A 24,178-nucleotide genomic window follows, 5' to 3' on the forward strand; every position below is an offset into this window, starting at 1 on the left:
CATGGCCGGCAACGAGTACTGGGTTCTCCGCGACCAGAGCGAGGCGCCGGACCAGGCGCCGCGGTTGGAGCTTCCGCTCGGTGTCGAGGTGTTGCGGGCGGCCGAAGTATTGGAGGAGCTGTTCACGGCGGAAAGCCGGTTGGACGCGGTCGCGCTGGTAGTCGGAGATACGGTGGTCGGCGGTACGAGCCGTGATCACGTCTTGGTGCCGGTTGAAGAGGAGCGTTCGGTCGGGACCGGCGACGGCGCGACGCTGCCGGGCTACTCGGGAAAGTACGAGTTGTTGAGGTTCGTTTGTGCGGAGTGCGGGCGGGTGACGTACCGGCTTCAGGTTGATCCGCGCGACCCGCCGCTGTGCGTGGACGGACACGGAGCATTGGAACTGGAGCGATGAACCTGGACGCGGCTGCGAAGCCCCTCGGGGACGTGTTCGGGGGCAGGTTCGTGCTCGTGAACTACATTCCGTTCTACGGCGCCGCCTTGTTCTTGCTGGTGGTGATCTGGGCCGGCGCACCAGGTGAGTTGCGGTTCGGTCGGGCATGGGCCACCGCTGGAAAGCTCGGGCTGGGCGAGGTACTGCTCCTTACCGTTGCGCTCACTGTGATCGGAGCGGCGACTCAACCCTTGCAGTTGGGGTTGGTGCGACTGGTGGAGGGATATTGGCCGCGGCGGCTCAGTTGGCTGGGTGACCGGCTGCGGAAGCGGCACGAGGACCGCCGGGACGCGATGGTCGAAGCTGCGGCATTGCCGGAGCGGCCGGAGGATCTCACCCAGGAAGAGCTCAACCGGATCGGGATCGCCGGGACCACGTTGACCAAGCATTACCCGGCGGAGGACGCCGTCCGGGCGACGGCGTTCGGCAACGCGTTGGCGGCAGCTGAGGCGTACGCGGGAGCGCGATTCGGGTGGGATGCGGTAGTTGCCTGGCCGCGGCTTTATCCGATGCTCGGTGAGCGGGTTCGTGAGATCGTCGACGATCGCCGCGACACGATGGACTTCTCCGTCCGGCTGTGTGCGGTTTCTCTGGCTACTGGTATCGCAGGCGTGGTCCTGCTCCTGGACTCAGGGTGGTGGCTCTGCCTGGCGCTGGTGCCGATCGCCATCGGCCTGCTGGCGTACCGCAGCGCTGTGGAGGCAGCGATGGCGTACGGCGAAGCGATCGAGGCAGCGTTCGATCTGCACCGGTTCGACCTGCTCGCTGCGCTGCACCTGCCGCTGCCCGCAGATCAGGAAGCGGAGCGGAAGCTGGCCGCCGAACTGTGCACGTCTTGGCGACAGGGCGCCGCCTCGTCGACGTCGTACGACCATCAAGGACCGAAGTGAACATGCGACGCCCACCGCATCGGGTCGTCGGGAAAGCGGCGGCGCACGGTCGCAACGGCGGCGTGCAGAGCTGACGCCGCGCCGTCGGCCGGTAGGGCGTCGTACACCTCGGCCACAAGGTCGACCGACCGGGCATCGCTGACCGGCCAGACGGTTCCGATGACCTGCGGGCAGCCGGCGAGGAAGAGCGCACCTGCGAGGTGCAGAGACTCATCCGGAACCCCGACGTCGCCGCGGGCAGTCTCGCAGGCAGACAGGAAGGCGAACTTCGGTACCACGCCGATCCGGATCAGCTCGACGACCGTGAGCGGGTCGTCAGCAAGGATGAGTCGCCCGTCAGACGGTACGTCGGCGTCCTGCCTGCCGTGGCAGGCGAAATGGACGACATCGGCCTGCGACATCGCCGCCACCACGTCCTGCCAGGTCGCGTCCGGTCCCGACAGCACCTGAGGCACCGGCAGCCGGCTCGCGGCCACCTCGCTCTCCCTCTTGGCATGCGGGAGCGCCGACAGGCCCGGTGTCTCGGGCATCGCCACGATCAACGCGGAGCGCCACTCCTGATCCGCGCGGCCGCGCGCCGCGATCAGCGCCGTCAGCGTCGGGGTGTAGGACGAGATCACGCGATCCGGGACCTCGCCCGCCGCGTGCAGCGGAAGCGCCATCATCGGCCCGGTCGAACACCACCACACCCGGGTTGCAGACGTCGGCTCCAGTACCGACAGCACCGGACTCGCGATCGTCTCCCACAGCCAGTCGCAGGTCTGTCGTACGACCACCCGAGACCGCAGCCGGCCGGGCTCGCTCACCGCACGGTCGAACTCCTCCGCGTGCCGCACCACGTCGGGCAGATCAATGGCCGGCAGTGGCACCACGGTGAGGCCCGCGCCGGTCACGATCAACGCATCGCACCGGTAGCGGCTCACGTTGACCACGACCACCGGTCCTCCGACCGCCGCGTCGCGGAGTTCCTTGTACTGCGATCCGCCGGTGGCACGCAGGCGCGCGGTCAGTTCGTCCCAGCGCCGGGCGAGCTCGCGACGTCGCGAACCCGCCCAGTATTCACGTCTGTCCGTCAGACCGTTCAGCTGTTCATGCAGCTCCGCGAGTTCGGGGTCCGCCTCGGCACCCGGCGACATGAGCAGTACGCCGCGACCGGTCTCCAGGAGCTCGATCGCCAGCTCCGGCCGGCCCTGGGTCAGAGCGGTGGCCGCGGCCTGGGACGGCAACCCTGCGAGCTCGGCGAGCAGCCGCCGCCGCTCCCGGTGCTCGAGACCGCGCCACACCAACTCCGGCAGCAGCCCGACCGCCAGGCTGAAGCCCTCGAGCGCAGTGCTCCAGTCACCCAGCTCCGCCGCCACCTCACCCCACAGCTTGGAGATCTGGGCCCGGAGGGACGTCGGCACAGCGCTGTCGGCGACGACGTCACGAGCGAGGCCGATGACTGTCCGAGCCACCTCGTGGTCGCCGTGAGCCCGGAACTCACGCACTCGGACGTTGGCGAGACCGATGACGTAGAGGTGCAACTGTGGGTCGTCGTCAGAAGCTGTGTCCAGCGATTCGCGGCAGGCCAGCTCGGCGTCGGCCAGGTCCGCGGGATCGAGGCTCACGTCGTACCTGGCGACCAGACTGGTGGCCAGCAGGTTCAGTGAACGCGGGCGGCTCGAATGGTCCTGGGAGAGGGCACCGACCGATTCCTCTGCCGCACTGATGACCCGATCAAGCTCCGCGCCGCCGGTCCGGCCGTCTGGCTGGGCCCGCAGGTACGCGGTGACGTAGTTGTGCAGGTAGACCACCCGGTCCGGATGGCCGGTATCGACGGCGTCCAGGCCTCGCCGCGCGACCGCGATCGCTTCGGCGGCCAGTTGCTGATCGTCGGCCTGCTTGAGTGACTGGCCCAGCTCGAGGCCGTAGTTCGCCAACCGCTCGAGGCGGTCCCGTCCGCTGTCGGTGTTCGGCTCGGCCGCCATCGCGCCGTAATAGATCGCGTTGTACAGATCGGACCGCTCGCCGTAGCGGGCAAACCGCCGTTGGTGCGCGAGGCCGAGGTCTCGCGCACCCTCACGGTGGCGCGCGCTGTCCACGTAGAGCAGGTCGAGGGCGCCGCTGTACAGACGGATCGCCGAGTCCAGGTCTTCGGCACCGTTCCGCCACTCGTACCTCCGCAACAGCACCCGGGCGAGTTGCTGCATCCGGCTTGGGCTCTCCCCGGCCCGCACTGCCTGTTCAGCGGCGTCGTAAGCATCGTCCAGGTCAGCCAGGCGGCCGGTGCGGTCCAGACGCGAGATGAGGGCCGCCGAGAGGTTCACCCGCGGCCCCGGTTGCTGGTCGGGAGGCGCGAAGCGAATCGCGATCTGCGCGAACTCGATGGCCTCGTCCAGACGCGGCAGGTCCCCCGTGGCCAAGGCAAGGTCGCGCAAGGCGACGGCGCGTCCCTCCAGGTACATCCACCGGCGCGGATTGTTCGGCGCGGCTCGTTGGGTGGCCTGGAAGAAGGCGGTCACGCTCTCGGCCAGATCCTCGGCGCTGGATTGCTGCACACCACGGACCAGGAGTGCGCGGCCGAGGACGTACGACGCCTCCGCGTCGAGCTCGGGGTGCACCCCGGCCAGGACCTGGGCGGTCCGGCCGGCCTCGATCGCTCCGTCGATGTCGGCCGGCACACCGAAGCGTTCGAACCGGGTGCGGAGGACGACTCCGATGTTCGCGGCCATTTGGCTGCGGGCGGCGGGATCGGGTGAGATCGCCGCGATCTCCGAGAACAGGGCTTCGGCGACGTCGAGCCCCAGGCGCCGGGCACGCGGCTCGTGCATGAACAACGCGGCGACCGTGCCGGCTAGATCGTCCGCCTCGTCGAGGCTGCGGTGGAGGTACAGACGAGGCATCAGGTTGGCGGCGGCCGCATCAGGGCCATGCTCGGCGGCGTACGGCAAGAACTCTTCGACCAACTCGGCGGCGGTGACGTCGACGGCCCACCCGTCGTCGCGTGCCACTCCGTCGTCGGGCGCCTCGGAAGCACCGACGTCCTCGGCGTACGTCTCGGGCGGCGGCTCGCGGTTGAGCATCGGGTCGAACGCTTCCCAGGTCAGCTCGCCCCGGTCCGCCAGGCCGTCGTACTCCAACGCCATGCTCCGGTCGATCTCGTCAGCTCCGGCCTCGTACCGGCACCAGTAGTACTTCGCGATCGCCTTCGCCAGCTCGACGTCCACTTCAGAAGTCCACACGGGAAGGGCGAAGTCGCTCCGCAGAACGTCAACCATCGCGTCCCGTACACGCCCGGCGGACTTCCCGGACAACAGTTCGGTCGGGTCTTGCGAGCGTTCGTACCGGGAGGTGACGCCGCGGATGAAGCGCAGTGCGCGGTCGCGCTTGGCTTTCGGTCCTCGCCCCCAGCTCACGGCCACACCGTCAGTATGTCGGCCGGCCGGCGAGCTGGGGAGTGGCTGAGGACAGATCCCTTCCGCACCGGCAACTGCGGTCACCTCACCACGCGGGCGTCCGCGACAGCCACGGTGCTCTCGCTCAGCGGGTGACGGAGGAACCCGCGTTCAAGGGCGGGTGGGAGCTCAGCGCCGTGGGAGCGACGCAGGAGCGAGGCGTCGCGGGCGTGGGGTGAGTACCCCACGCCGGACAGACCTCGCTTCTGTTTCCTTGGTGAAGCTGGTACTACGCCGCGCGCCAGACCGCGGTGAGGGCGACGGCTCCGCGTGGGGTGGTGTGTAGGACGGTCGCGCCGTTCTTGTAGAGGTACGGCTTCCAGCCGCTCGGCTGGTGGCCGGCGGCGTACCAGCCGGTCTTGCTGGTGTCCTTCGGGTTCTGGTAGCGGGTCTTGTCGTCGTAGGAACGCTTCGCGGTCCAGCCCGCGAAGGTGTGGCCGGAGCGCGTGAAGGCGTTCTTCCGCAGGGCCGTCGACCGGTCGTAGAGCACCACGGTGGACGACATCGAGCCGGTGCCACCCGCGGCGGCGTACGTCACCGTGAACTGGAAGTTGTCCAGGCGGTAGAGCCGGCCGGCTCCGATGTTGAAGCCCAGGTAGTAGGTGCCGCGCTGGTGGGTGAGGTGTTCACTCTCGGACCCGGAGGCGTGCTCGTAGGTTCGTACCAGCTTGAAGGACCAGTTGTAGACGAAGATGCGGTTGGTCTTCTGCGTGCCCTTGGGGCTGGTGATCACGTAGACGTAGCTCTGGTCGCAGTCGATGCCCTGCCCGAGGCCGGTCATCGTCAGCTTCGCCGACTTTCCGGTCTCCTTGAAGGCGCTGTTGTAGGCGTAGTACTGGTTCAGCGTGCCGCCGGCGTACCGGTTGTTGACCGCGTCGTAGCACAGGCCGGTCGTTGTGTGCGGCAACAGTACGGTCTTCTCGATCGCGAGGGTGCTGGGGTTGATGATCCGGACGGCCCGTCCCTGGGTGGCGCCCTGGACCGAGTCGTCATTGGTCCAGGCGGGGATCATCAACCGCTTGGTGTCGGCGTTGTAGGCCATGTCGTTGCCGTGCCCGAGCAGGTTCGTGGCGTGACCGGAGCGGATCCGGAAAGTCGCGATCTTGGTCGGCGTGGACGCGTACAGCTTGGTCTTGATCAGCTGGGTGGAGTCGTAGACCTTGGTACCGGACTTGGCGTGCTCCGACACGACGCTGTACCAGTACGTGCCGTCGGTGACCCCGCCGTTGAGCGCCGTGTACTTGGCCGAGGTCGGCTTGGCGGTCCCCGCCAGGGTCGGACCGGTGACCTTCGGCAAGGCGGCACTCGCGGTCACCGTGCCGCCGATGGTGAGCGCGGTGGCGACGCCGAGCACGCCCACCGTCCGCGTCAGCCGTCCGATTCCGTCCCGAGTAAGCATGAAGCCCCCTTCGCTGGTGCGGTACTTCCCTGCGAAGCCGCACGTCTCCGCACGATAGGGCCGAGCAAGGTCACCAACGGCAACTCTCCTCGCCGCGGATCCCGAGGCACTCGCCCACGCCCGGCAACAGCACACGAGCCGCGGGTACCTCACCAGGCGGGAGTCCCGTCGCCTTCACCGAGCGGGTGACGGAGGAACCCGCGACCAGGGGTGGGTGGGAGCTCAGCGCCATGGGAGCGACGCAGGAGCGAACGAGGCGCCGGCGTGGGGATTTGCCCCCACGCCGATAGCTCCCACCCACCCTTTGGCGCGGTTCCTCAAAGAGCCCGGCGCCGGAGCGCCGGGCCTAGTGGGTTGGTCAGGTACGGCGGACTGCCAGGCCGTCGATCTGGTAGACCTTGCCGGCTGTTCTGGTGGTCAGGACCACCGATCCGGTCAGGAAGGTCGACGGGACCGGCAGCGGTACGGCTGCCTGGTACACCAGTGACGGGTTGCTGAGGTCGACGATGCCGACCGACTTCCCGTTGTAGTAGACGGTCAGGCTGCCGCAGGTCGAGCACTTCGTCGCCACCAGCCAGAGGCGCTTGGCCTGGACGCTGCTGCGCGAAACGGAGATCCCGGTCTTGGTGGTGACCGTCGCGGTGCCCAGGTAGTACGCCGAGTTCGTCGTCCGGGTCCATCCGGTCGAGGCGCCCATCGCGCGATCGTCCGAGGGCCGGGAGAAGCAGCGGTCGGCGGTCCAGCCGGACACGTTGCCGACGGCATCCCGGGCCCGGACCGAGACGCAGTACTCGTACCCCGCCGCGAGGCCGATCGTCACCGAGGTGGCCGTCGTACCGGACTTGATCGCGGCGTACGCGCCGAAGTTCCCGGCCGTCGGTGCGATCCGCCAGCGGGAGTCGTACGAGGCGACCGGCGTGCCGCTGTCGTCGGAGGCGGTGTAGGTGACCGTGGCGGTCGCCGCGTTCGTCACGTCGAAGACCGGCCCGGTGATCTGCACCGTGGGTGCGGCCAGGTCGACCAGCACGTACCGGAAGGCAACGCTGGCCTGCCCGTCGGCGTCGACCGCCTTCACCCGGAACTTGTGGGAGCCGGCAGGCACTCCGCTCTTCTGGTACGGCGAGGTGCACGGCACGGCCGCCGTGTCGTCCAGCTGGCACGTCGTGGTCACCGGACCTGCCATGCCGTTGGTGTCGAACGGGATGCTCACGGTGGAGCCCATCGGGGTGGAGGTCGAACCGAGGCTGACGCGGGCGCCCTGCCACACCGCTGACCCGATGCGATCCGTACCTTGCGTGCGGTAGGTCGTCACGCCCGTTCCGAGGGTTCCGTCGGCCGCGACCGGCAACGTCACGAGGGCGCTGCCACCGAAGGCGATCGGCTGCGTCATCAGCACCTCGGAGCCGTCGGGCGACCACGTGATGCCCGCCGGCCGCTGCTCGGTCGCGGTGCCGAGCTTCGGCGTACCGCCGGCGACCGGGACGATCGCGGGGGCGTTGCCGTCGATGTACGCAATCCAGCGGTTGTCCGGCGACACCGACGGCATGGTGCTCTGCTCGGTGCCCGCGAAGGTACCGGTCACGACTCCGGCCGCCTTGGCCTGGACGATGGACAGCCGTCCGCTGATCTGGTCCTTGACGATCAGGTTCGAGTTGCTCAGCCAGGTCGGCATCTGCAGGTTGCAGCCGACCCGGACCGGCGTCCCGCCGGTCGCGGCGACGATCTCCACACAGGAACCGGCGTTCGGCTGCAGTCGTTCGAAGGCGATCCTCGACCCGTCCGGCGACCAGGCCAGGCGGAAGATGCCCGAGGAGCCGTCCAGAATCTGCACCGGCGTCGCGTGCGGGATGTCGGCCCGCACGCGCCAGATGGCGACCTGCCCCTTCGCGAAGGCGATCTCCCGTCCGTCGGGCGAGGCGGCGACGACGTCGCCGATGATCTGGGTCGGGCCGTCCGGCGCGAGCGGGACGACCTGCTGGCCGCCGGGTACGGCGATCTGGCCCGCGTACGTCCGGGTGTTGCCGTTCTCGAGCCAGATCGTGTGGCCGACGGTGATCGCCCGATGGGCAGCCGGCAGCGTGATCGGCGTACTGGCCTGGCCCTCGCCCTCGGCGTTCGTCGCGGCGACCGAGTAGGTCGCGCCGGGAATGTGCTCCGACTCGTGCCACTGGTACCCGACGTCGTTCCAGGCGGGCGTCCAGGGCAGGACGGTGTCGGTGCCGCCGACGATCCGGTGGACGTTGTAACCGGTCACGGCGTCGTCGTTGGCGTCGGGCGCCGCCGTCCAGCGCAAATCCACGCCGGTCAGGGTGCCGGCCAGTTTGACGTCCAGCGGGGCGGACGGCAACTTCGCCGCTCGAGTCACCTTGGTGGGGGCGGGAATCGCGGAGGCGGGCAGGGTCGCGGTCAGGCCGACAGCGGCCAGCGCGATCGGCGCGAGCACTCGGAAGGTCGTGCGCACAGAGTTCCTCGAATCGGTGACGGCGAGAACCGGAAAGGTTCTCGTTCGCCCGTATATCGAGACACTCCAACGTCCGTTACGGCGATTGCAACAACCTGCAACCACCGCAACAAAACCCTGGCCCAACTGCCGACGCCTCACCACACGGGAGTTCGTGACAGCCACGGGGCTCTCGCTTTAGCGGGTGACGGAGGACCCGCGACCAGGGGGTGGGTGGGAGTCCAGCGCCGTGGGAGCGACGCAGGAGCGAACGAGGCGCCGGCGTGGGGACTACCCCCACGCCGGACGGGAGCTCGTGTCAGTTTTCTTTGGTGAGGCTGGTGCCTAGGGCTTGCCAGTCGAGGACGGGGGCCGCGAGGTCGCGGATGGTGGCTAGGAGGCCCAGGCGGGCGGCGCGGAGGTCCGGGTCTTCGGCCATGACCAGGATTTCTTCGAAGAAGGTGGTGATGGGAGCCACCAGGGGCTGGGTGGCGGTGACGAAGTCGGCCAGGGCGGTGGGGGCGGTGCCTACCTTTTGGACGGCTTCGTGGAGGGCGACCTCGGCCGGTTCGGTGAGTTTGGTGGAGTCGTACTGGGCGACCGCGTCGGCGGGGACGATGCGGCGAGCCCGCTGGAGTACGGCGACCAGGTCGGCGAACCCGTCGCTCTGCACCTGGCGTTGGAGTTCGGCGAGGGTTTCGTCGGCAGTGGCAGGGGCCTCGGCCAATGGCAACACGGCAGCGACCTGGAGGTGGTCGTCGCCGCGGTCGGTTAGCTGCTGTTCGTACCGGCGGATGGTGAAGTCAGCGGCGTCGGCCAGTACGGGGGCGGAGACCTCGATGCCCTGGGCCTCGATCTCGGCGGCGGCAGCGGCGAGGCCGGTTGACAGGGTGATTGCGCGCAGGGACGGGTGTTCGCGCAGGATGGCGACGACGCCTGCGGCGGCGCGGCGTAGGGCGAAGGGGTCGGAGCTGCCGGTGGGCTTGGCGCCGATGGCGAACAGGCCGGCCAGGAGGTCGAAGCGATCCGCCAACGCGAGCAGAGCGCCTGGCACAGTTGACGGCACCGGGTCGCCGGCGGAGCGCGGCAGCTCCATGTCATACAACGCCTGAGCAACAGCTTCGGTTTCGCCGCTGCGGCGGGCGTACTCGCGGGCCATCGTGCCGGCCAGGCTGGTCAGTTCGACGACCATCTGTGAGCCGAGGTCGAACTTGGCGAGCTCCGCAGCGCGCTGCAAAGCCACCAGATCATCACCGGACAGCTCCACGGCAGAGGCCAGGGACAGAGCGACGGCCCCAATACGACGGGCGCGTTGGGCCATCGAGCCGAGGCGCTCTTCGAAGGCGAGCTTCTCCAGGTTCTGCTTCATTGCCTCGGGGGTGCTCTGCAGGTCGGCGCGCCAGAAGAAGGCGGCGTCCTCGTAGCGAGCACGCAGCACGCCCTCGTTGCCGTTGCGTACGGTCGCCTCGTTGACCGAACCGTTGGCAACGGCAACGAAATGCGGCAGCAGTTCGCCTGAAGCACCACGGACCGGCAGGTAGCGCTGGTGCTTGCGCATCACGGTGGTGAGGATCTCGGCGGGCAGGTCCAGGTAGTCGGCGGAGAAGTTGCCGAGGATCGGCGTCGGCTCCTCGATCAGGTTGACGATCTGGTCCAGCAGCGCGGACTCGGCGTCGAAGTCGATGCTGCCGTTGACGTCGCGCGCCAACAGTTCCGAGGCCTCGACAATGCGCTGACGGCGCTTGGCCGGGTCGGCCTCGATGCCGTGGATCCGCAGCAGGTCGAGGTACCCCTCGGCCGACGCGATCTCGACGGTCGGCTGCGCGGCGGTACGAAGTACGCGGGTCGTACGCCCGGCCGACAGCGACGAGACGGACACCGGTACGACCTGGTCACCGAGCACCGCGACCAGCCAGCGGACCGGCCGGGTGAACGACAGCTTGGCGTCGTTCCAGCGCATGTTCTTGTCCGACCGCAGCCCGCTGACGATCTCGGCCAGTACGCCGCTGAGCACCTCGGCAGCCCCACGCCCCGGATCGGGTTTGGTCACCGCGACGTACTCGACCCCGTCAACCACCAAGTCGTGCAGCTCGGAAGGCTCCACCTTCTGGCCACGCGCAAACCCGGCAGCGGCCTTCGTAAGGTTGCCCTCGGCATCAAACGCGGCAGCCTTCTTCGGACCGCGCGAAACCTTCTCAGCGTCCGGCTCGCTCGCCTGGACAGCAGCCACGAAAGCGACCACCCGGCGCGGCGTCGCATAGGTAGTGACCTCGCCATGCCCGAGCCGGGTCGCAGCCAGCTTCTCGGTCAACGCAGCCTTAACGGCGGCGGCCGTCTTGGTGACCTCCGACGGCGGCATCTCCTCGGTACCGATCTCGAACAGCAGCTGACGCGTCCCACTCATCACCGGGAACTCAGCCGGCGCCGGCACCGCATCAGGCAGCGAGGCGATCCCAAGCGGGTGCTCGAGCTCAGTACGCCGCTCCGCCCACAACTGCGCCACCTCACGCGCCAGCGTCCGCATCCGACCGAACGCCTTGGCGCGCTCAGTAGTACTGACCGCTCCCCGCGAATCGAGCACGTTGAACGTGTGCGAGCACCGCAGCACATTGACATGCGCCGGCACCGGCAGCCGCAGATCCAGCATCCGCCGGGCCTCGTTCGCGTACTCCTCGAACAGCCGCTTCTGGCTGTCGACGTCGGCGTCGTCGAGGTAGTACCGGCTCATCTCGTACTCCGCCTGGCCGAACGCCTCGCCGTACGAGATGCCCGGCGCGTACGCGATGTCCTTGAAGTGCGACACCCCCTGCAGCGCCATCATGATCCGCTCGATGCCGTAGGTGATCTCCACCGACACCGGGTCCAGCGTCATCCCTCCGGCCTGCTGGAAGTAGGTGAACTGGGTGATCTCCAGCCCGTCCAGCCACACCTCCCAGCCGAGTCCCCAGGAACCGGTCGCCGGGTTCGCCCAGTTGTCCTCGACGAACCGGACGTCGTGCGCGTCGATGTCGATGCCGAGCGCCTCGAGACTGCTCAGGAACAGCTCCTGCGGGTTGCCCGGATCCGGCTTGAGCACGACCTGGAACTGGGTGTGCGTCTGCAGCCGGTTCGGGTTCTCGCCGTACCGCGCGTCGTCCGGCCGGACCGACGGCTCGACGTACGCGACCCGCCACGGCTCCGGACCGAGGACGCGCAGGATGGTCGCCGGGTTCAGCGTGCCGGCCCCCACCTCGGTGTTGAACGGCTGCACCACCATGCAACCGCGTTCGGTCCAGTACTTCGTCAGCGCGAGCAGCGCGTCCTGCATCGTGAGCACGAACAACTTCCTCAGGTTCGGTCGAGATTCGGGGGATCGAGAGCCGCAGTCTATGAGACTCCCCACTGACCTGTTACCTCAGCTGATCTCGTGGAGGTGGGCTTCGACCCAGGTGCGGAGGCCGCTGAGCGGGGCCGAGACGCTGTGGCCGAGGTCGGTCAGCGAGTACTCGACGCGGAGCGGGACCTCGGCGTAGATCTCGCGGTTGACGAAGCCGCTGTCCTCGAGCCGGCGCAGGGTGTTGGTCAGGACCTTCGGGCTGATGCCCTGCAGCCGGCGCTGGAGTTCGCCGAACCGGACCGGGCCGTCTTCCAACGCGCCGATCGCGAGCGCGGCCCACTTGTTCGCGAGCAGGTCGAGGACGTCGCGGCACGGGCACTGGAGGGCGTACACATCGTGCTTGTCGTGCACTCCGGTCGAGCAGATGACGGTCACGAATACCCCTCCCGAGCTGGTCACTTTCCAGAAGATAGTAGCAGCCCTTGCGGGAAAGTACGGTCGCACGGATAGCGTCCCGGACCATGCGAGCCATTACCCAGAACAAGTTGGGCGGACCCGAGGTCCTGCACGTCGCCGAGGTCGAGCGACCCGAACCACTACCGACCGAGATGCTGGTCCGCGTGCACGCGGCCGGGGTGAACCCGGTCGACTACAAGACCCGCGAAGGCGGCGGCATGCAGGGCGTGCTCGGCGAGCCGCCGTTCATCCTCGGCTGGGACGTGTCCGGCGTGGTGGAGGAGATCGGGTTCGGCGTGCACACGCTGGAGGTCGGTGACGAGGTCTACGGCATGCCGTGGTTCCCGCGGGCCGCTTCGGCGTACGCCGAGTACGTCACCGCGCCGGCCCGTCAGTTCGCCAAGAAGCCCGCTAACCTCAGTCACGCCGAGGCGGCCGCGCTTCCGCTGGCCGGGCTGACGGCTTGGCAGATCCTCACGGCCGCGGCTGAGCTTCAGCAAGGGCAGCGGGTGCTGATCCACGCGGCGGGTGGTGGCGTCGGGCACCTGGCGGTTCAGTTCGCGAAGAACCTTGGTGCGTACGTGATCGGCACGGCCAGCAAGGCCAAGCACGACTGGCTGCTGTCGATCGGCGCCGACGAGGTGATCGACTTCCAGACGACGGCTGTCGAGACGGCGACCGGCGACCTGGACCTGGTGGTCGACCTGATCGGTAGCGAGACCACGCTCGACCAGTCGATCAAGGTACTCAAGCCGGGTGGGCTGCTGGTCGCAGTACCGTCCGGTACTTCACCAGAGCTGCTCGCCAAGGCTGCGGCGGCCGGTGTGCGGGTGCGGCCGTTCCTGGTCGAGCCGGACGGACATGCGCTCGGCGAGATCGCAGTACTGGTGGAGCACGGCGAAGTACAGGTGGAGGTCGAGGAGACCTTCCCGCTGGCCGACGCCGCCGAGGCCCATCGGCGGATGGCGACCGGTAGGACCCAGGGCAAGTTGGTGTTGGACGTACGCACCGACGGGCAGTAGTCGCCGCTGAGGCAGCCCGCCCCGCTCAGGACGTCGTGCCGGTGGGCCGAATTGCCGCGGACTTCCTGTTGTTGCGTTCGGGGTCGGGGAGCCAGGCGTCGGCGGGGATGGTGAGCCAGGCGTCGGTGGCTAGCTCGTCTATGGCCGCGTTTAGGGCGTCCAGGGCGGGGTGGGTTAGGTCTGCTCGCCAGATCATTGACCAGGGGTAGAGGATCACTGGGTCGATGACCGGGCGTAGGACGGCGCCTGGGACTGGCGGTTGGGTGCTCATCGTCAGGATCGGGGAGCTGCGGTCGCGGATGTGCTGCGCGAGCTCGTCGGCGCCGCCCTCGACGTGTGGATGCGCGAGTGTCCGGTCGATGCCCCACGGCGCGAGCACCTGCAGGATCGCGTGGTCCCAGGCCGGGGTCGCGTGATTCCCTGCCCGGTAACACAATCCGGTCCCCTTCAGGTGCTGCAGCGGGATCTCGGCAAGCTCGGCGAGCGGGTCGCCTTCGGGCAGCAGGACGGTCAGCGGTTCGTACCGCACGACGCGTTGACGCAGACCTTCGGCCGAGCCGGGATGCCGGCCGAAGGTGACGTCGAGACGATCGGCCTGCACCAGCGGTACGGCGGCCTCGCTCCCGGTGTGGAAGCGGACGAAGAACTCCAGCTCCGGCGCGATCCGCCGGGCGGCCGCGAGCACGAGCGTGGGCGTCAGCCCCGGGCCGACCACGTCCACGGTCATCGACGGGGCGAAGCCGCGCAACTCGTGCACGGTGAGGTCGTGCAGGCTGATCAGCTCTCGCGCCCTGACCAGCAGCTTCTGGCCGGACGGGGTCAGCTCGACCCGGCGGGTGGTGCGATCGAAGAGCCGCGCCCCGAGGCGGTCCTCCAATCGGCGGATGTCGCGGCTGAGGGCCTGCTGCGCGATGAAGAGCCGCTGGGCCGCGCGACTGAAGTGCAGTTCCTCCGCCACCACGACGAAGTACCGCAGCAGCCGGATCTCCAGGTCGTCGGGCACGCGTTCTTATTAACACACCAGGTGTGTCAATCACCGGTCAACAGGTGTTGGAGTCCGGGGCACGTTCTCCCGCATGGTCGAGACATGACCACACAAACCGCTTTGACCCTCGATGTCGACGACGCCCGCCTGTACTACGAGTTGCGCGGCAGCGGGCCGCTCGTGGTGCTGGTCGGGGCTCCGATGGACGCTGACTCCTTCGCGCCGCTGGCCGAGCTGCTGGCCACGGACTACACGGTGCTGACGACCGATCCGCGCGGGATCAACCGCAGCCCGCTCGACAACCCTGATCAAGACTCGACTCCGGCACTCCGCGCCGCCGATCTGGCTGCTCTGATCACCCACGTCGGTGCCGGGCCGGCCGTCGCGCTGGGGTCGAGTGGCGGGGCGGTCAGCGTGCTGGCGCTGGCGGAGCTCTTCCCGGATGCGGTCAGCATGGTGATCGCGCACGAGCCGCCGTTGCTCAATCTGCTGGACGACCGGGTCGAGCAGAACGCGCTGTCCGAACAGATGCGGGCGACGTATCTGTCGGGCGACGTGATCGGCGGCTGGGAGAAGTTCTTCGCGCAGGCAAACATCATGGTGCCGCCGGGGGCGATCGAGGGGATGTTCGGGGGTGAGCGCGACCCGCAGTCGGTGACGGACGAGCGGTTCTGGTTCGGGCACGAGCTGGGGCCGAGCGTCGGCTGGGAGCCTCAGCTCGACACACTGCGAGACGGGCCGGTCCGGATCGTGGTCGGGATCGGGGCGGAGTCGGGCGGTCAGCTGTGTGAGCGGACCTCGACCGCTCTCGGCACCGCTCTGGGGGTCGAGCCGACCCGTTTCCCCGGCGGACACACGGGCTTCGCCGATGACCCGGCGGCCTTCGAGCCGGTACTTCGGGAGGTACTCGCCAAGGGGTGAGACGACCAGCGGGTGAACTGTTGCAAGGCGGCCTACGGAGCTGTGGACGGACGGGGCAGACTAGGAGCTAGCCGGCCGGGTACAGGTGGGCATGAAAGTGCCCACTTGACCTCAACACTGGTTGAAGTCTCAAGGTAGAGCCACCGGCCCTCCTGGGCCCTGACGAAGGAGCAGAGTTGACCACGAAGTACACGCTTCCGGACCTCGGCTACGACTACGGCGCGCTGGCGCCGAGCATCGCGGGCGAGATCATGGAGCTGCACCACTCCAAGCACCACCAGACCTACGTCAACGGCCTGAACGACACCCTGGAGAAGCTGGCCGCGGCCCGCGAGAACGGTGACTTCGGTTCGATCGTCGGGCTGGAGAAGACGCTCGCCTTCAACCTCGGCGGTCACGTCAACCACTCCATCTTCTGGAAGAACCTCTCCCCGGACGGCGGCGACAAGCCGGACGGCGAGCTGGCTGCCGCGCTGGACGAGTCGTTCGGCTCGTTCGACGCCTTCCAGGCCCACTTCACCGCCGCCGCGACCACCATCCAGGGGTCCGGCTGGGCCATCCTCGGCTGGGACGCGCTGCAGGGCCAGCTGCTCATCCACCAGCTGTACGACCAGCAGGGCAACCTGCCCGCCGGGCAGATCCCGATCGTCATGCTGGACATGTGGGAGCACGCCTTCTACCTGCAGTACAAGAACGTGAAGCCGGACTACGTCAAGGCCTGGTGGAACGTCGTCAACTGGGCCGACGCCCAGGCCCGCTTCGACGCGGCCCGCACCAACGCCGGCGGCCTCATCACCGTCGCCTGACGCACACCTGACCGTCCGAAGAACCCCGGCCACCCGCCGGAGGTTCTTCGGACATCGGGCGAACCGCCCGGCCCGGACCTCCGGCGCACCGCCCGGACCCCCCGGGCGCACCGCTCGGTGTCGGGCGCTCTGCGCCACTCCCTTTCTGGTGGCGAGGTGACGCGAAGCGTCACGAGCCCGTGTGCTCAGCGCTGGCCTCGGCCGGAGGCCAGCCGTTCGACCGCCTTGGTGATGCGGTTGGCGCGGGTTTCCGGTTTCTTGGCTTCTTCTATGCCGAGGACGACCCAGCTGCGCTGGCTGTAGGAGAGGGTGTCGAAGAACGCCCGGGCCTTCGGATCGGCAGCGAGGGCCTCGGCGAAGTCTGCCGGTACTTCGACCTCGCGCGGCTGGTCGTCGAGCACGATGTCCACCTCGAGCTCCTCACCCCCAACCACCCCGGCCGCCTCGCGATGCTTGACGCTCAGCGCGACCATGTACCGCCCACCCATCACCGCCACCGTGTTCCGGTAGGTGTACCCGTTCAGCGTGATCACCACCGGCGGCTTCTTCCCCCGCCCGAGCGCCTCGATCACCTCCGCCGGCACCTCGATCCCGGTCACCGTCGTACCGGCGATCGTCGTCGTGAACTTCATCTCAACCCCCGAAGAACTCGGTCAGCACCGGCCCGATCGCCGACGCCTTGATCATGTGGTTCTGCCCCGGGATCTCCCGATGCACAGCCCCCGGCACCGCGTCCGCGACCGCCTTCACCGACGCCCGCATCCAGCCAGGACTCTTCCCGCCACCCACCACCAGCACCGGCAACTCGACACCCGCCCACTGCGACGCATCCAGCGGCTTCCCGAACGCGTTCTCCCCGACCACCGCAGCGTCGTACGGAAGCGTATGAGCCACCGCCTTCAGCTGTTTCCACGCCGGCATCAGCTTCATCAGCGTGACGACGAACCCGGGCAGCCCGATCCCCTTCGTCATGAAGTACCTGATCGCCTCCCCCGGCCGATCCGACAACGCCCGCAGGTCGGCCACCCAGGTCCGCGGAATCGCCTTACGGCTGTCGTCGATCACGTACGGCGCCTCGAAGACCACCAGCTTGCTGATCGGCACCCCCGCGGCGGCAGCCCGCAACGCGAGCGCCGCCCCCGACGAGGAGCCGTACACGTACGCCGACCCGCCAGCCGCCTCGATCACCGCGGCAAGATCCTCGATCTCCCGCTCCACCTCGTACTCCGCTGCGTCGCCGCTGTCACCGCGCCCCCGCCGGTCGTAGTTGTAGACCGTGAATCCAGCGGCCAGCAACCCGGCCAGCTCGGGCATCGGTCCCTGCGCGCGACTACACAGCGCGCCGTCGACCAGGATCACCACTGGACCATCACCGGCCCGGTCGTAGGCGATGGTGGTTCCGTCTTTCGAGACTGTGGTCTTCATACCCAGAACTCCTTCAGCGCGGGAGCCAGTACTGCGGGGTCGACGTTGTGCTGCTGCTCGGCCAGTACTACGTGACTGCCATCCGCCAACAGCTCCGCCACCGCCTGGTTGCTGTCAGCCATCCACGGCCAGGCGACTCCCCCGGTCAGCACGCGGGTCGGCTGGTGGATCGCCTTGATCGCCTCGGTCGGTACCGAGTAGTCGCCCATCACCGTCGCGTCGTACGCGAGCGTGTGCGCGATCGCCTCCTGCGCCGGCCACCAGGGCGACGCCTTCGCCTGCGCCACGAACTCGGCGGGCATCCCGACCACCTCGGCCATGAAGTACTCCGCCGCCTTGTCCCGCCGGCCCTCCGCGACGAACGCGCGGTAGATCGACGCGGTGTCGGGCCGCGGACGGCCCTCGGCGCCTTCGAGGAAGTACGGCGGCTCCCACAGCGCCAGCTTGTTCACCGGCCGGCCGGCCGCGGTCGCCAGCAACGCGAGCGCGGCGCCGGACGACGTACCGTACAGATGCGCCGAGCCGCCCGCGACGGCGAAGATCGCGTCGAGGTCCTCGAACTCGCGCTCGATCGCGTAGACCTCGGCGTCACCGCTGTCGCCGCGACCCCGGCGGTCGTAGTTGTAGACGGTGTAGCTCTGCGCCAGCAGCGCGGCCAGCGGCGCGTTCGACATCCGATCGACCGACCCACCGCAGACCAGGATGACGGCCGGGCCGTCGCCGAGGCGGTCGTACGCGATCGAGGTGCCGTCGGCCGAGGTGACTTTCTGCATGATGTGCTCCTTCACAGCGGCCGATGCCTCTCATCTGGCCTTCACCGCTGCGTCGAACCAGCAGTCCCCAGATCGACACCGCCCGCGAAAAGATTTCTAGCAGGCGGCGGCGCGGTCGAGGAGGAAGGTGCGTTCGCGCTCGTTGCGGGTCAGGGCGGCGGCCTTCTCGAACTCGGCCCGGGCCTCGTCGAGGCGGCCGAGTTTGAACAGCAGGTCACCCCGGACGCTCGGCAGCAGGTGGTAGTCCTTCAGCGACGGCTCGTCGGCCAGCGCGTCGACCGCGGTGAGTCCGCGCTCGGGGCCGAACGCCATCGAGATCGCGACCGCCCGGTTGAGTTCGACCACGGGTGATGGGGTTACTTGTGCGAGTACGGCGTACAGGCCGGCGATTCGGGCCCAGTCGGTGTCGTCGGCCGCGGCTGCCCGGGCGTGGCAGGCGGCGATGGCTGCCTGGAGGAGGTACGGGCCGGGGGTGCCTTCGAGGTTCCAGGCGCGGTCGATGCTCTCCAGCCCGCGGCGGATGAGCAGGCGGTCCCAGCGGCGGCGGTCCTGGTCGAGCAGCAGAACAGGCTCGCCATTAGGGCCGATGCGGGCGTTGGCGCGGGAGGCCTGGATCTCCATCAGCGCGACCAGACCGTGTACTTCGGGCTCGGCCGGCATCAGTTCGGCGAGCAACCGGCCGAGCCGGAGCGCCTCGTTGCAGAGACTCGGCCGCATCAAGTCGTCGCCGGCGGTCGCGGAGTAGCCCTCGTTGTAGATCAGGTAGATGACCTCCAGTACCGACGAGAGCCGGTCGATCAGGTCCTGACCGGTCGGTACTTCGAACTCGACCTCCGCCTTGGCCAGATTGCGCTTGGCCCGGACGATCCGCTGCGCGATGGTCGCCTCGGGCGCGAGGAACGCGCGCGCGATCTCGTCGGTCTTCAACCCGCCGAGCAGCCGCAGCGTGAGCGAGACCCGGGCGTCGGTGGTCAGCACCGGATGGCACGCGGTGAACACGAGCCGCAGCAGGTCGTCCTCGATCGTGTCCTCGAGAATCGCCTCGACATCGTCCTCGACGCTGTCCCCGTCGATCTCGAGCTCGTGCCCCATCTCGGCCAGCTTGCGTTGGTACGTCTCTTTCCGCCGGATCAGATCGATAGCCCGCCGCTTGGCGATCGCCATCAGCCAGGCGCCCGGATTGTTCGGTACGCCCGACTCCGGCCACTGCTCCAACGCCGCGACCAGCGCATCCTGCGCCAGCTCCTCGGCCAGCCCGACATCCCGCACGATCCGAGCCACCCCGGCAATGATCCGAGCCGACTCGATCCGCCAAACCGCATCGATCGCCCCGTGCGTCTCAGTCACCGTCACCCACCCGATAGAACCCCACCCACGCCCCAACAGCAAGCCAGAACCGGCGACCTCGAACACCCACCGGCGACCTTGAACACGTTATTTCATGTCCCAGGTCGCCGTTTGGTGTTCAAGGTCGCCGGTTGTGGTCAGCTGGTGAAGATGCCGGCGTCGGGGGCGAAGTCGGCTTCTTCGACTACCCGGCGGACTTCTACCTCGTTGCTTAGTGCCTCGGCCAGGCGGGCGGCCCATTCGACTGCCTCGTCCTTGGTGCGGACGTCGACGACGATGATGCCGCCGATCAGCTCCTTGGTCTCGGCGAACGGGCCGTCGGTGACGGTTCGCTTGCCGTCGGCCACCTTCACCCGGGCACCGAGCGAACTGCGGTGCACACCCTCGGCGAACAGCAGCACACCCGCCTTCGACAGGTCGTCGACGACCTTGCCGACCGCCTCGCCGACCTGCTGGCTCACCATCCGGCCGGCCTCGGTGTCGTCGTCCGCCTTGTTGATGATCATGTAACGCATCGGTCCAACTCCCTCGTCCTGGAGATCCTTTGATCTCACGTCGACCGGGTCACCACCAGATCGACACTCGGGCCGAAAGGAATTCCAGCTCGGCCGGGGCACCTCCGGGCCGTCAGCTCGGCTGATCGCCCTCGGGGTGGTACGCGCAGGCGTCGGCCAGGTCGACGGTGGCCGGCGGCGGAGTGGTCTTGCCGGCGCCGGGACGGGCGAGCGTCTTCGGGTCCTTGGTGGTCGGCGTGCTGGGCGGGGTGGTAGTGGTCGGCGCCTCGGGCTTCGGCTCGAGGGCCTTGGCGACCGTCTCGCGGAGGCCTTCGTAGTCCGGGTGGAGGTATTTCAGCTTCAGCTTCGAGACGTCCAGCGAGACGTTCGAGACGGTGCCCGACTTCACCTTGAGGGCGAGCTGGATCAGCGCCGGCAGGAGTTCCTGCGGGATGTCGGTACGGAGCAGGTTCTTGCCCGCCTTCGCGATCGCCTGGTACTTCGTGACGAGCGTGCTCGGGTTGCCCGCGTCGACGAGCGCCTTGATCGTGCACCGCTGCCGGATCTGCCGCTGGTCGTCGTCCGCGCCGTACCGTCCGCGCGCGAACCACAGTGCGTGCGGGCCGTCCAGGTGCTGGTTCGGGCCTGGCTCGATCCACTCGCTCGGCGGAATGTGCGCGCTGCTGACGCCACCCATCGCGACCCGCTCGTTCACGTTGACCGTGATGCCGCCGAGTGCCTGGACCAACTGCGAGAAACCCTTCAGGTTGACCTGCAGGTAGTAGTCGATCTTCAGCCCGGTCGCCTCGCCGACGGACTGCTTCACCACGTCGGCGCCCTCGTTGTCCGACGGGCCGAGGATGCCGGGGTGCGCGTCCGGGATGTTCTGGTACATCGCGGTCAGCATCCACTCCAGCCGGCCCTCGAGGCTGAGGCCTTCCCGGCCGAAACCGTCCGGGTAGAACTTGTGCAGCGGCGAGTCCTTCGGGAACGGCATGAAGGTGAGCTGCCGCGGCATCGAGATCAGCGAGGTGTCGCCGGTCTTGGTGTCGATACTGGCCACGATCACGGTGTCGGTACGGACGCCAGGCCGGCTCGGCGCGTCGTCACCGCCGAGCAGCAGCAGGTTGAGTCGCGGGCGGTTCTCCCACGGGTCCTTGACGTTGACCGTCTTCGGCCGGGTGGCGCTCTTGCTCTCGCCCTGCGAGACGAACACGTTCTGGACCAGGTCGCGCTGGGCGAGCACGTTCTCGACCGCGATCGCGGCGGGTGCGGCGATCGCGAAGCAGAGCAGGCCGACCAGCAGCGCGCCGACAGCCCGGCCGCCCGGGGCGGCCGTTGCCGGACGCAACAACCGGTGCGAGCCGACGATCACCACGATCCAGCCGAACGCGATGGCGCCGATCACCACGCTGGTCATCAACAGCCGGCTCGGTACGACGGCGGCCGACAGCACCTCTTCACGCCGGGTCAGCCCGACGTACACGCCCAGTGCGATCAAGCCGACCGTCAGAGTCAGTACGAAGGTCCCCAGCCGCTTGCGCCCACCGATGATCAGCCCGATCCCCGGCAGCAACGCACTCAGCAGCGTCAGCCCCATCGACCGCGGCACCGACCGAGCCCGCCGGGCAATCCGCTCCGCCGCCCGCCGATCCCGCCTGGTCACACCGGCGTTCTCAGCACCCAGCTCCGCGGCCCGCCCGCTCTCACCGGCGTTCTCGGCAGCCCGCTGCTGATCCCGTCCGCTCTCGTTTGTCTCCCCCACGACCCGCTCACCGTCCCCCCGGCTCGCAGCTTCCCCAGTCCGGCCAGCATCCCCAGCGGCACCAAATCCGGGATCACCGCTCACCCCAGCGGTGTCGCCTACTCCGTCAGTGGAGCCCACTCCTTCAGAGTCGGCGGCGCGGGCCAGGCCCGCAAGATCCGCTTCGTCTCGGGTAGGGCTCGACTGGCCATCGGCACCGGTCAAGGGCGTGCCTTTGGCGCGTTTCGCGCGTGATCGACGCCCCATGACCTCCCCTGTCCGCCTGTGGATGCGTGACCAGTACCCCGGTCGCACACCTCGTTAGACGCAGAAAAAGGTCACAAGGTTTACTTCAGCGGAAATCGACCTGCCCCTGGGGCACGCGGGAGGGCTCCAGCGGGCGCAGCAACCCGGCGGCGAACCACGCCTCGACGGACTTCGCCTCCTTCGTGTTCGGCACGTAGACGACGCGGGCCATCCAGTCGTCGGAGTTGTTCCGCCGCCACTCCAGGATCAGCCCGGGCCACGGGCCGCGCTCGTACGCCGTACCGAGAACCCAGCAGTGCCGGCGGCTCCGGTCGGGCGGCGGTTCGCGCGGATAGCGCCGGTTGCTCCCCATGGGTTCAGCATCGCACATGCATTCGATTACAGCGCAAATCGGATCTGGCGGACCAGACGCCGGCGATCAGACCGGCAGGTGCGCTCCGGTGACTCCGGGGTTCTCGGCGAGCACGCGCAGTACGGTCGCGATCTGGCTCGGCGGGGTCCACTTGGCGGTGTTCGCGTCCGGCATCGCGCGACGGTTGGTGGGGGTGTCGATGGTGCCGGGGAGGATCGCGTTGACGCGGATGTGGTCCTTCGCATATTCGACGGCGAGAGCGTCGACGAAGGCGAGCACCGCAGCCTTCGCGGTGATGTATCCGGCCGCTCCGGAGAACGGCTTCAGCGCCGACATACTCGACGTACAGGTGATCGATCCGCCACCCGCGGCGATCAGCAACGGGAGGATCGCCTGGGTCACCAGGTACGTCGGCCGCAGGTTGACCGCGAGCTGCGCCTCGAACTCCTCCACCGGCGTCTCATGCACCCGACCCCCCGCCGCAAACCCACCCACCAAATTCACCAACCCCCGCACCGGCGCCCCCTCATCCGCACCAGCCACCCGCGCCACCTCGGCAACACTCACCGGATCACTCAAGTCGGCGACAACCGTCTGCAGCCCCTCAGCACTCCCCAACTCACCAAGCGACTTCTCAGACCGCCCCGGCACAACCACCCGCCAACCGGCGGCCAGAAACTCCGCAGTCACCGCTCCCCCAAGCCCACCGGTGCCCCCAGCAACAACCACAGTCCCAGTCATACCCGGGAGCCTAGTCGGGGAGGGCTAGGGTGCGGCCGGCGTCTCGGGCGGCGGCGATGGTGCGGGAGAGGGTTTGTTTGAGGGAGTCGGCTTCGTCGGTGAAGCCTTGGACTAGTGAGGTGTCGCCTACTGGTTCGGTGCGGGCCAGGAGTTCTATGTAGCGGTCGCCGTCTTCCAGGGCTGCTTCGGCTCGGAGGGCGGCGTCGGCGGAGCGGACTCGGTCGGCGTAGTGCTCGAGGAGTTCGACTTTGCGTTTGATGGCGTCGACCGAGCGGTTGAGGGCTCGGCGCTGCGGGCCGAGGACCGCCTCGAGTTCGGCGGTGGCCATGCCGCGGGCTACCTCGCGCTGGCGCGCGCGGAGTACGGACTGTTCGTGCAGGACCTGGCCGATGTCCCAGAGTTGCTCGGGCAGGACGAGTTCGTTCTTGACGTCGTCGAGCAGGCCACGCTGGGTGACCGTTGCCTCCAGCACCGACTTGACGGCGCGCTGGCCGCGGGCGAGCAGCCGGCCGGACTCCTCGTCGAAGTCCTCGGCGAGCAGGTACTTCCCGTGCTGCAGCCGGACCGCCCTCTGCTTGCGGTTCTCGACGGCGGAACCGACCCCGACCGCGCCGGTGGTGACGACGGCGACGATCGCCAGCACGAGCGCCGCCCACGCGGCGACCGCGGTCGGCAGGGTGAGCGCGAAGATGATCAGCGCGAGGATCCAGCCGCCGACGCAGACCGCGAGCCAGACGAGCAGCGAGCCGAAGGTCGCAGCCGGTTCGGTCGACCAGGAGGTCCGCCGCTTGGGCTTGGGGTGGCTCGCGGGCACGAACAGCTCGGGTTTCCGCTCGAACAGCCGGCGGACCTCCACCGGTACGTCCGGCGCGAACACCGGTTCCGGGCCCATCGCACCTCACCCTCTGAGCTGATACTGCACGCCGCTTGCGA

The 24,178-nt window shown here is 68.6% G+C and carries 20 protein-coding genes; 5 read left to right on the top strand and 15 right to left on the bottom strand.

Annotated elements, in window-relative coordinates; all coding sequences use genetic code 11:
* The first annotated feature begins 1 nt into the window (after position 1).
* Positions 2-394, top strand: a complete 393-nt coding sequence (locus AB0M15_RS00925) for a hypothetical protein (protein WP_363812585.1) — start codon at positions 2-4, stop codon at positions 392-394.
* Positions 391-1,323: a hypothetical protein gene (locus AB0M15_RS00930; protein ID WP_363812587.1), complete on the top strand. Its 933-nt coding sequence runs from the start codon at positions 391-393 to the stop codon at positions 1,321-1,323. Before AB0M15_RS00925 ends, AB0M15_RS00930 begins: the two co-directional genes overlap by 4 nt.
* On the opposite strand, the gene AB0M15_RS00935 is transcribed toward AB0M15_RS00930, so the two are convergent.
* From AB0M15_RS00935 to AB0M15_RS00955, 5 genes are all read right to left on the bottom strand, one after another.
* Positions 1,308-4,718 carry a CHAT domain-containing protein gene (locus AB0M15_RS00935; RefSeq protein ID WP_363812589.1) on the bottom strand — a complete coding sequence of 1,137 codons (3,411 nt, stop codon included), beginning with the start codon at positions 4,716-4,718 and terminating at the stop codon, positions 1,308-1,310. The two genes, AB0M15_RS00930 and AB0M15_RS00935, sit on opposite strands and share 16 nt — an antisense overlap.
* 268 nt (positions 4,719-4,986) lie before the next feature.
* A complete protein-coding gene (locus tag AB0M15_RS00940; RefSeq protein WP_363812591.1) occupies positions 4,987-6,156 on the bottom strand; it encodes an InlB B-repeat-containing protein in 1,170 nt (389 codons plus the stop codon).
* Between the two features lie 358 nt (positions 6,157-6,514).
* Positions 6,515-8,617, bottom strand: a complete 2,103-nt coding sequence (locus tag AB0M15_RS00945; protein ID WP_363812593.1) for a hypothetical protein — start codon at positions 8,615-8,617, stop codon at positions 6,515-6,517.
* 298 nt (positions 8,618-8,915) lie between these two features.
* Positions 8,916-11,903, bottom strand: coding sequence for a glycine--tRNA ligase (locus tag AB0M15_RS00950; RefSeq protein ID WP_363814538.1), 2,988 nt, complete (start codon positions 11,901-11,903; stop codon positions 8,916-8,918).
* A gap of 87 nt (positions 11,904-11,990) precedes the next feature.
* Positions 11,991-12,371 (bottom strand): helix-turn-helix domain-containing protein, encoded by a 381-nt coding sequence (locus AB0M15_RS00955; RefSeq protein WP_363812595.1) that lies wholly within the window; start codon positions 12,369-12,371, stop codon positions 11,991-11,993.
* Between the two features lie 62 nt (positions 12,372-12,433).
* Between AB0M15_RS00955 and AB0M15_RS00960 the strand changes: the two genes are divergently transcribed.
* Positions 12,434-13,390, top strand: coding sequence for an NADP-dependent oxidoreductase (locus tag AB0M15_RS00960; RefSeq protein WP_363812597.1), 957 nt, complete (start codon positions 12,434-12,436; stop codon positions 13,388-13,390).
* Between the two features lie 25 nt (positions 13,391-13,415).
* Here the strand turns inward: AB0M15_RS00960 and AB0M15_RS00965 are convergent, their stop codons facing one another.
* Positions 13,416-14,393, bottom strand: a complete 978-nt coding sequence (locus tag AB0M15_RS00965) for a LysR family transcriptional regulator (protein ID WP_363812598.1) — start codon at positions 14,391-14,393, stop codon at positions 13,416-13,418.
* A gap of 84 nt (positions 14,394-14,477) precedes the next feature.
* Between AB0M15_RS00965 and AB0M15_RS00970 the strand changes: the two genes are divergently transcribed.
* On the top strand, positions 14,478-15,296 hold the full coding sequence (locus tag AB0M15_RS00970; protein ID WP_363812600.1) for an alpha/beta hydrolase: 819 nt from the start codon (positions 14,478-14,480) through the stop codon (positions 15,294-15,296).
* 176 nt (positions 15,297-15,472) lie between these two features.
* Positions 15,473-16,102 (top strand): superoxide dismutase, encoded by a 630-nt coding sequence (locus AB0M15_RS00975; protein WP_363812601.1) that lies wholly within the window; start codon positions 15,473-15,475, stop codon positions 16,100-16,102.
* A gap of 185 nt (positions 16,103-16,287) precedes the next feature.
* Here the strand turns inward: AB0M15_RS00975 and AB0M15_RS00980 are convergent, their stop codons facing one another.
* From AB0M15_RS00980 to AB0M15_RS01020, 9 genes are all read right to left on the bottom strand, one after another.
* Positions 16,288-16,734: a YdeI/OmpD-associated family protein gene (locus AB0M15_RS00980; protein ID WP_363812603.1), complete on the bottom strand. Its 447-nt coding sequence runs from the start codon at positions 16,732-16,734 to the stop codon at positions 16,288-16,290.
* A gap of 1 nt (position 16,735) precedes the next feature.
* The gene (locus tag AB0M15_RS00985; protein WP_363812605.1) at positions 16,736-17,527 is read right to left on the bottom strand and encodes an alpha/beta hydrolase; all 792 of its coding nucleotides are present in this window, start codon (positions 17,525-17,527) and stop codon (positions 16,736-16,738) included.
* Positions 17,524-18,300 carry an alpha/beta hydrolase gene (locus tag AB0M15_RS00990; RefSeq protein ID WP_363812607.1) on the bottom strand — a complete coding sequence of 259 codons (777 nt, stop codon included), beginning with the start codon at positions 18,298-18,300 and terminating at the stop codon, positions 17,524-17,526. Before AB0M15_RS00990 ends, AB0M15_RS00985 begins: the two co-directional genes overlap by 4 nt.
* A 96-nt stretch (positions 18,301-18,396) precedes the next feature.
* Positions 18,397-19,647 (bottom strand): RNA polymerase sigma factor, encoded by a 1,251-nt coding sequence (locus tag AB0M15_RS00995; protein WP_363812609.1) that lies wholly within the window; start codon positions 19,645-19,647, stop codon positions 18,397-18,399.
* 137 nt (positions 19,648-19,784) lie between these two features.
* Positions 19,785-20,162, bottom strand: a complete 378-nt coding sequence (locus tag AB0M15_RS01000) for a YciI family protein (RefSeq protein ID WP_363812611.1) — start codon at positions 20,160-20,162, stop codon at positions 19,785-19,787.
* A gap of 112 nt (positions 20,163-20,274) precedes the next feature.
* Positions 20,275-21,906: an LCP family protein gene (locus tag AB0M15_RS01005; protein WP_363812613.1), complete on the bottom strand. Its 1,632-nt coding sequence runs from the start codon at positions 21,904-21,906 to the stop codon at positions 20,275-20,277.
* 331 nt (positions 21,907-22,237) lie between these two features.
* A complete protein-coding gene (locus AB0M15_RS01010) occupies positions 22,238-22,504 on the bottom strand; it encodes a hypothetical protein (RefSeq protein ID WP_328328766.1) in 267 nt (88 codons plus the stop codon).
* A 66-nt stretch (positions 22,505-22,570) separates the two neighbouring features.
* The gene (locus AB0M15_RS01015; protein WP_363812615.1) at positions 22,571-23,245 is read right to left on the bottom strand and encodes an SDR family oxidoreductase; all 675 of its coding nucleotides are present in this window, start codon (positions 23,243-23,245) and stop codon (positions 22,571-22,573) included.
* 10 nt (positions 23,246-23,255) lie between these two features.
* Complete coding sequence (locus AB0M15_RS01020; RefSeq protein WP_363812617.1) at positions 23,256-24,137, bottom strand: hypothetical protein; 882 nt, start codon at positions 24,135-24,137, stop codon at positions 23,256-23,258.
* Between the last annotated feature and the right edge of the window lie 41 nt (positions 24,138-24,178).

Origin of the sequence: Kribbella sp. NPDC051718, from assembly GCF_040681515.1 — a bacterium.
Classification (GTDB): Bacteria; Actinomycetota; Actinomycetes; order Propionibacteriales; family Kribbellaceae; genus Kribbella.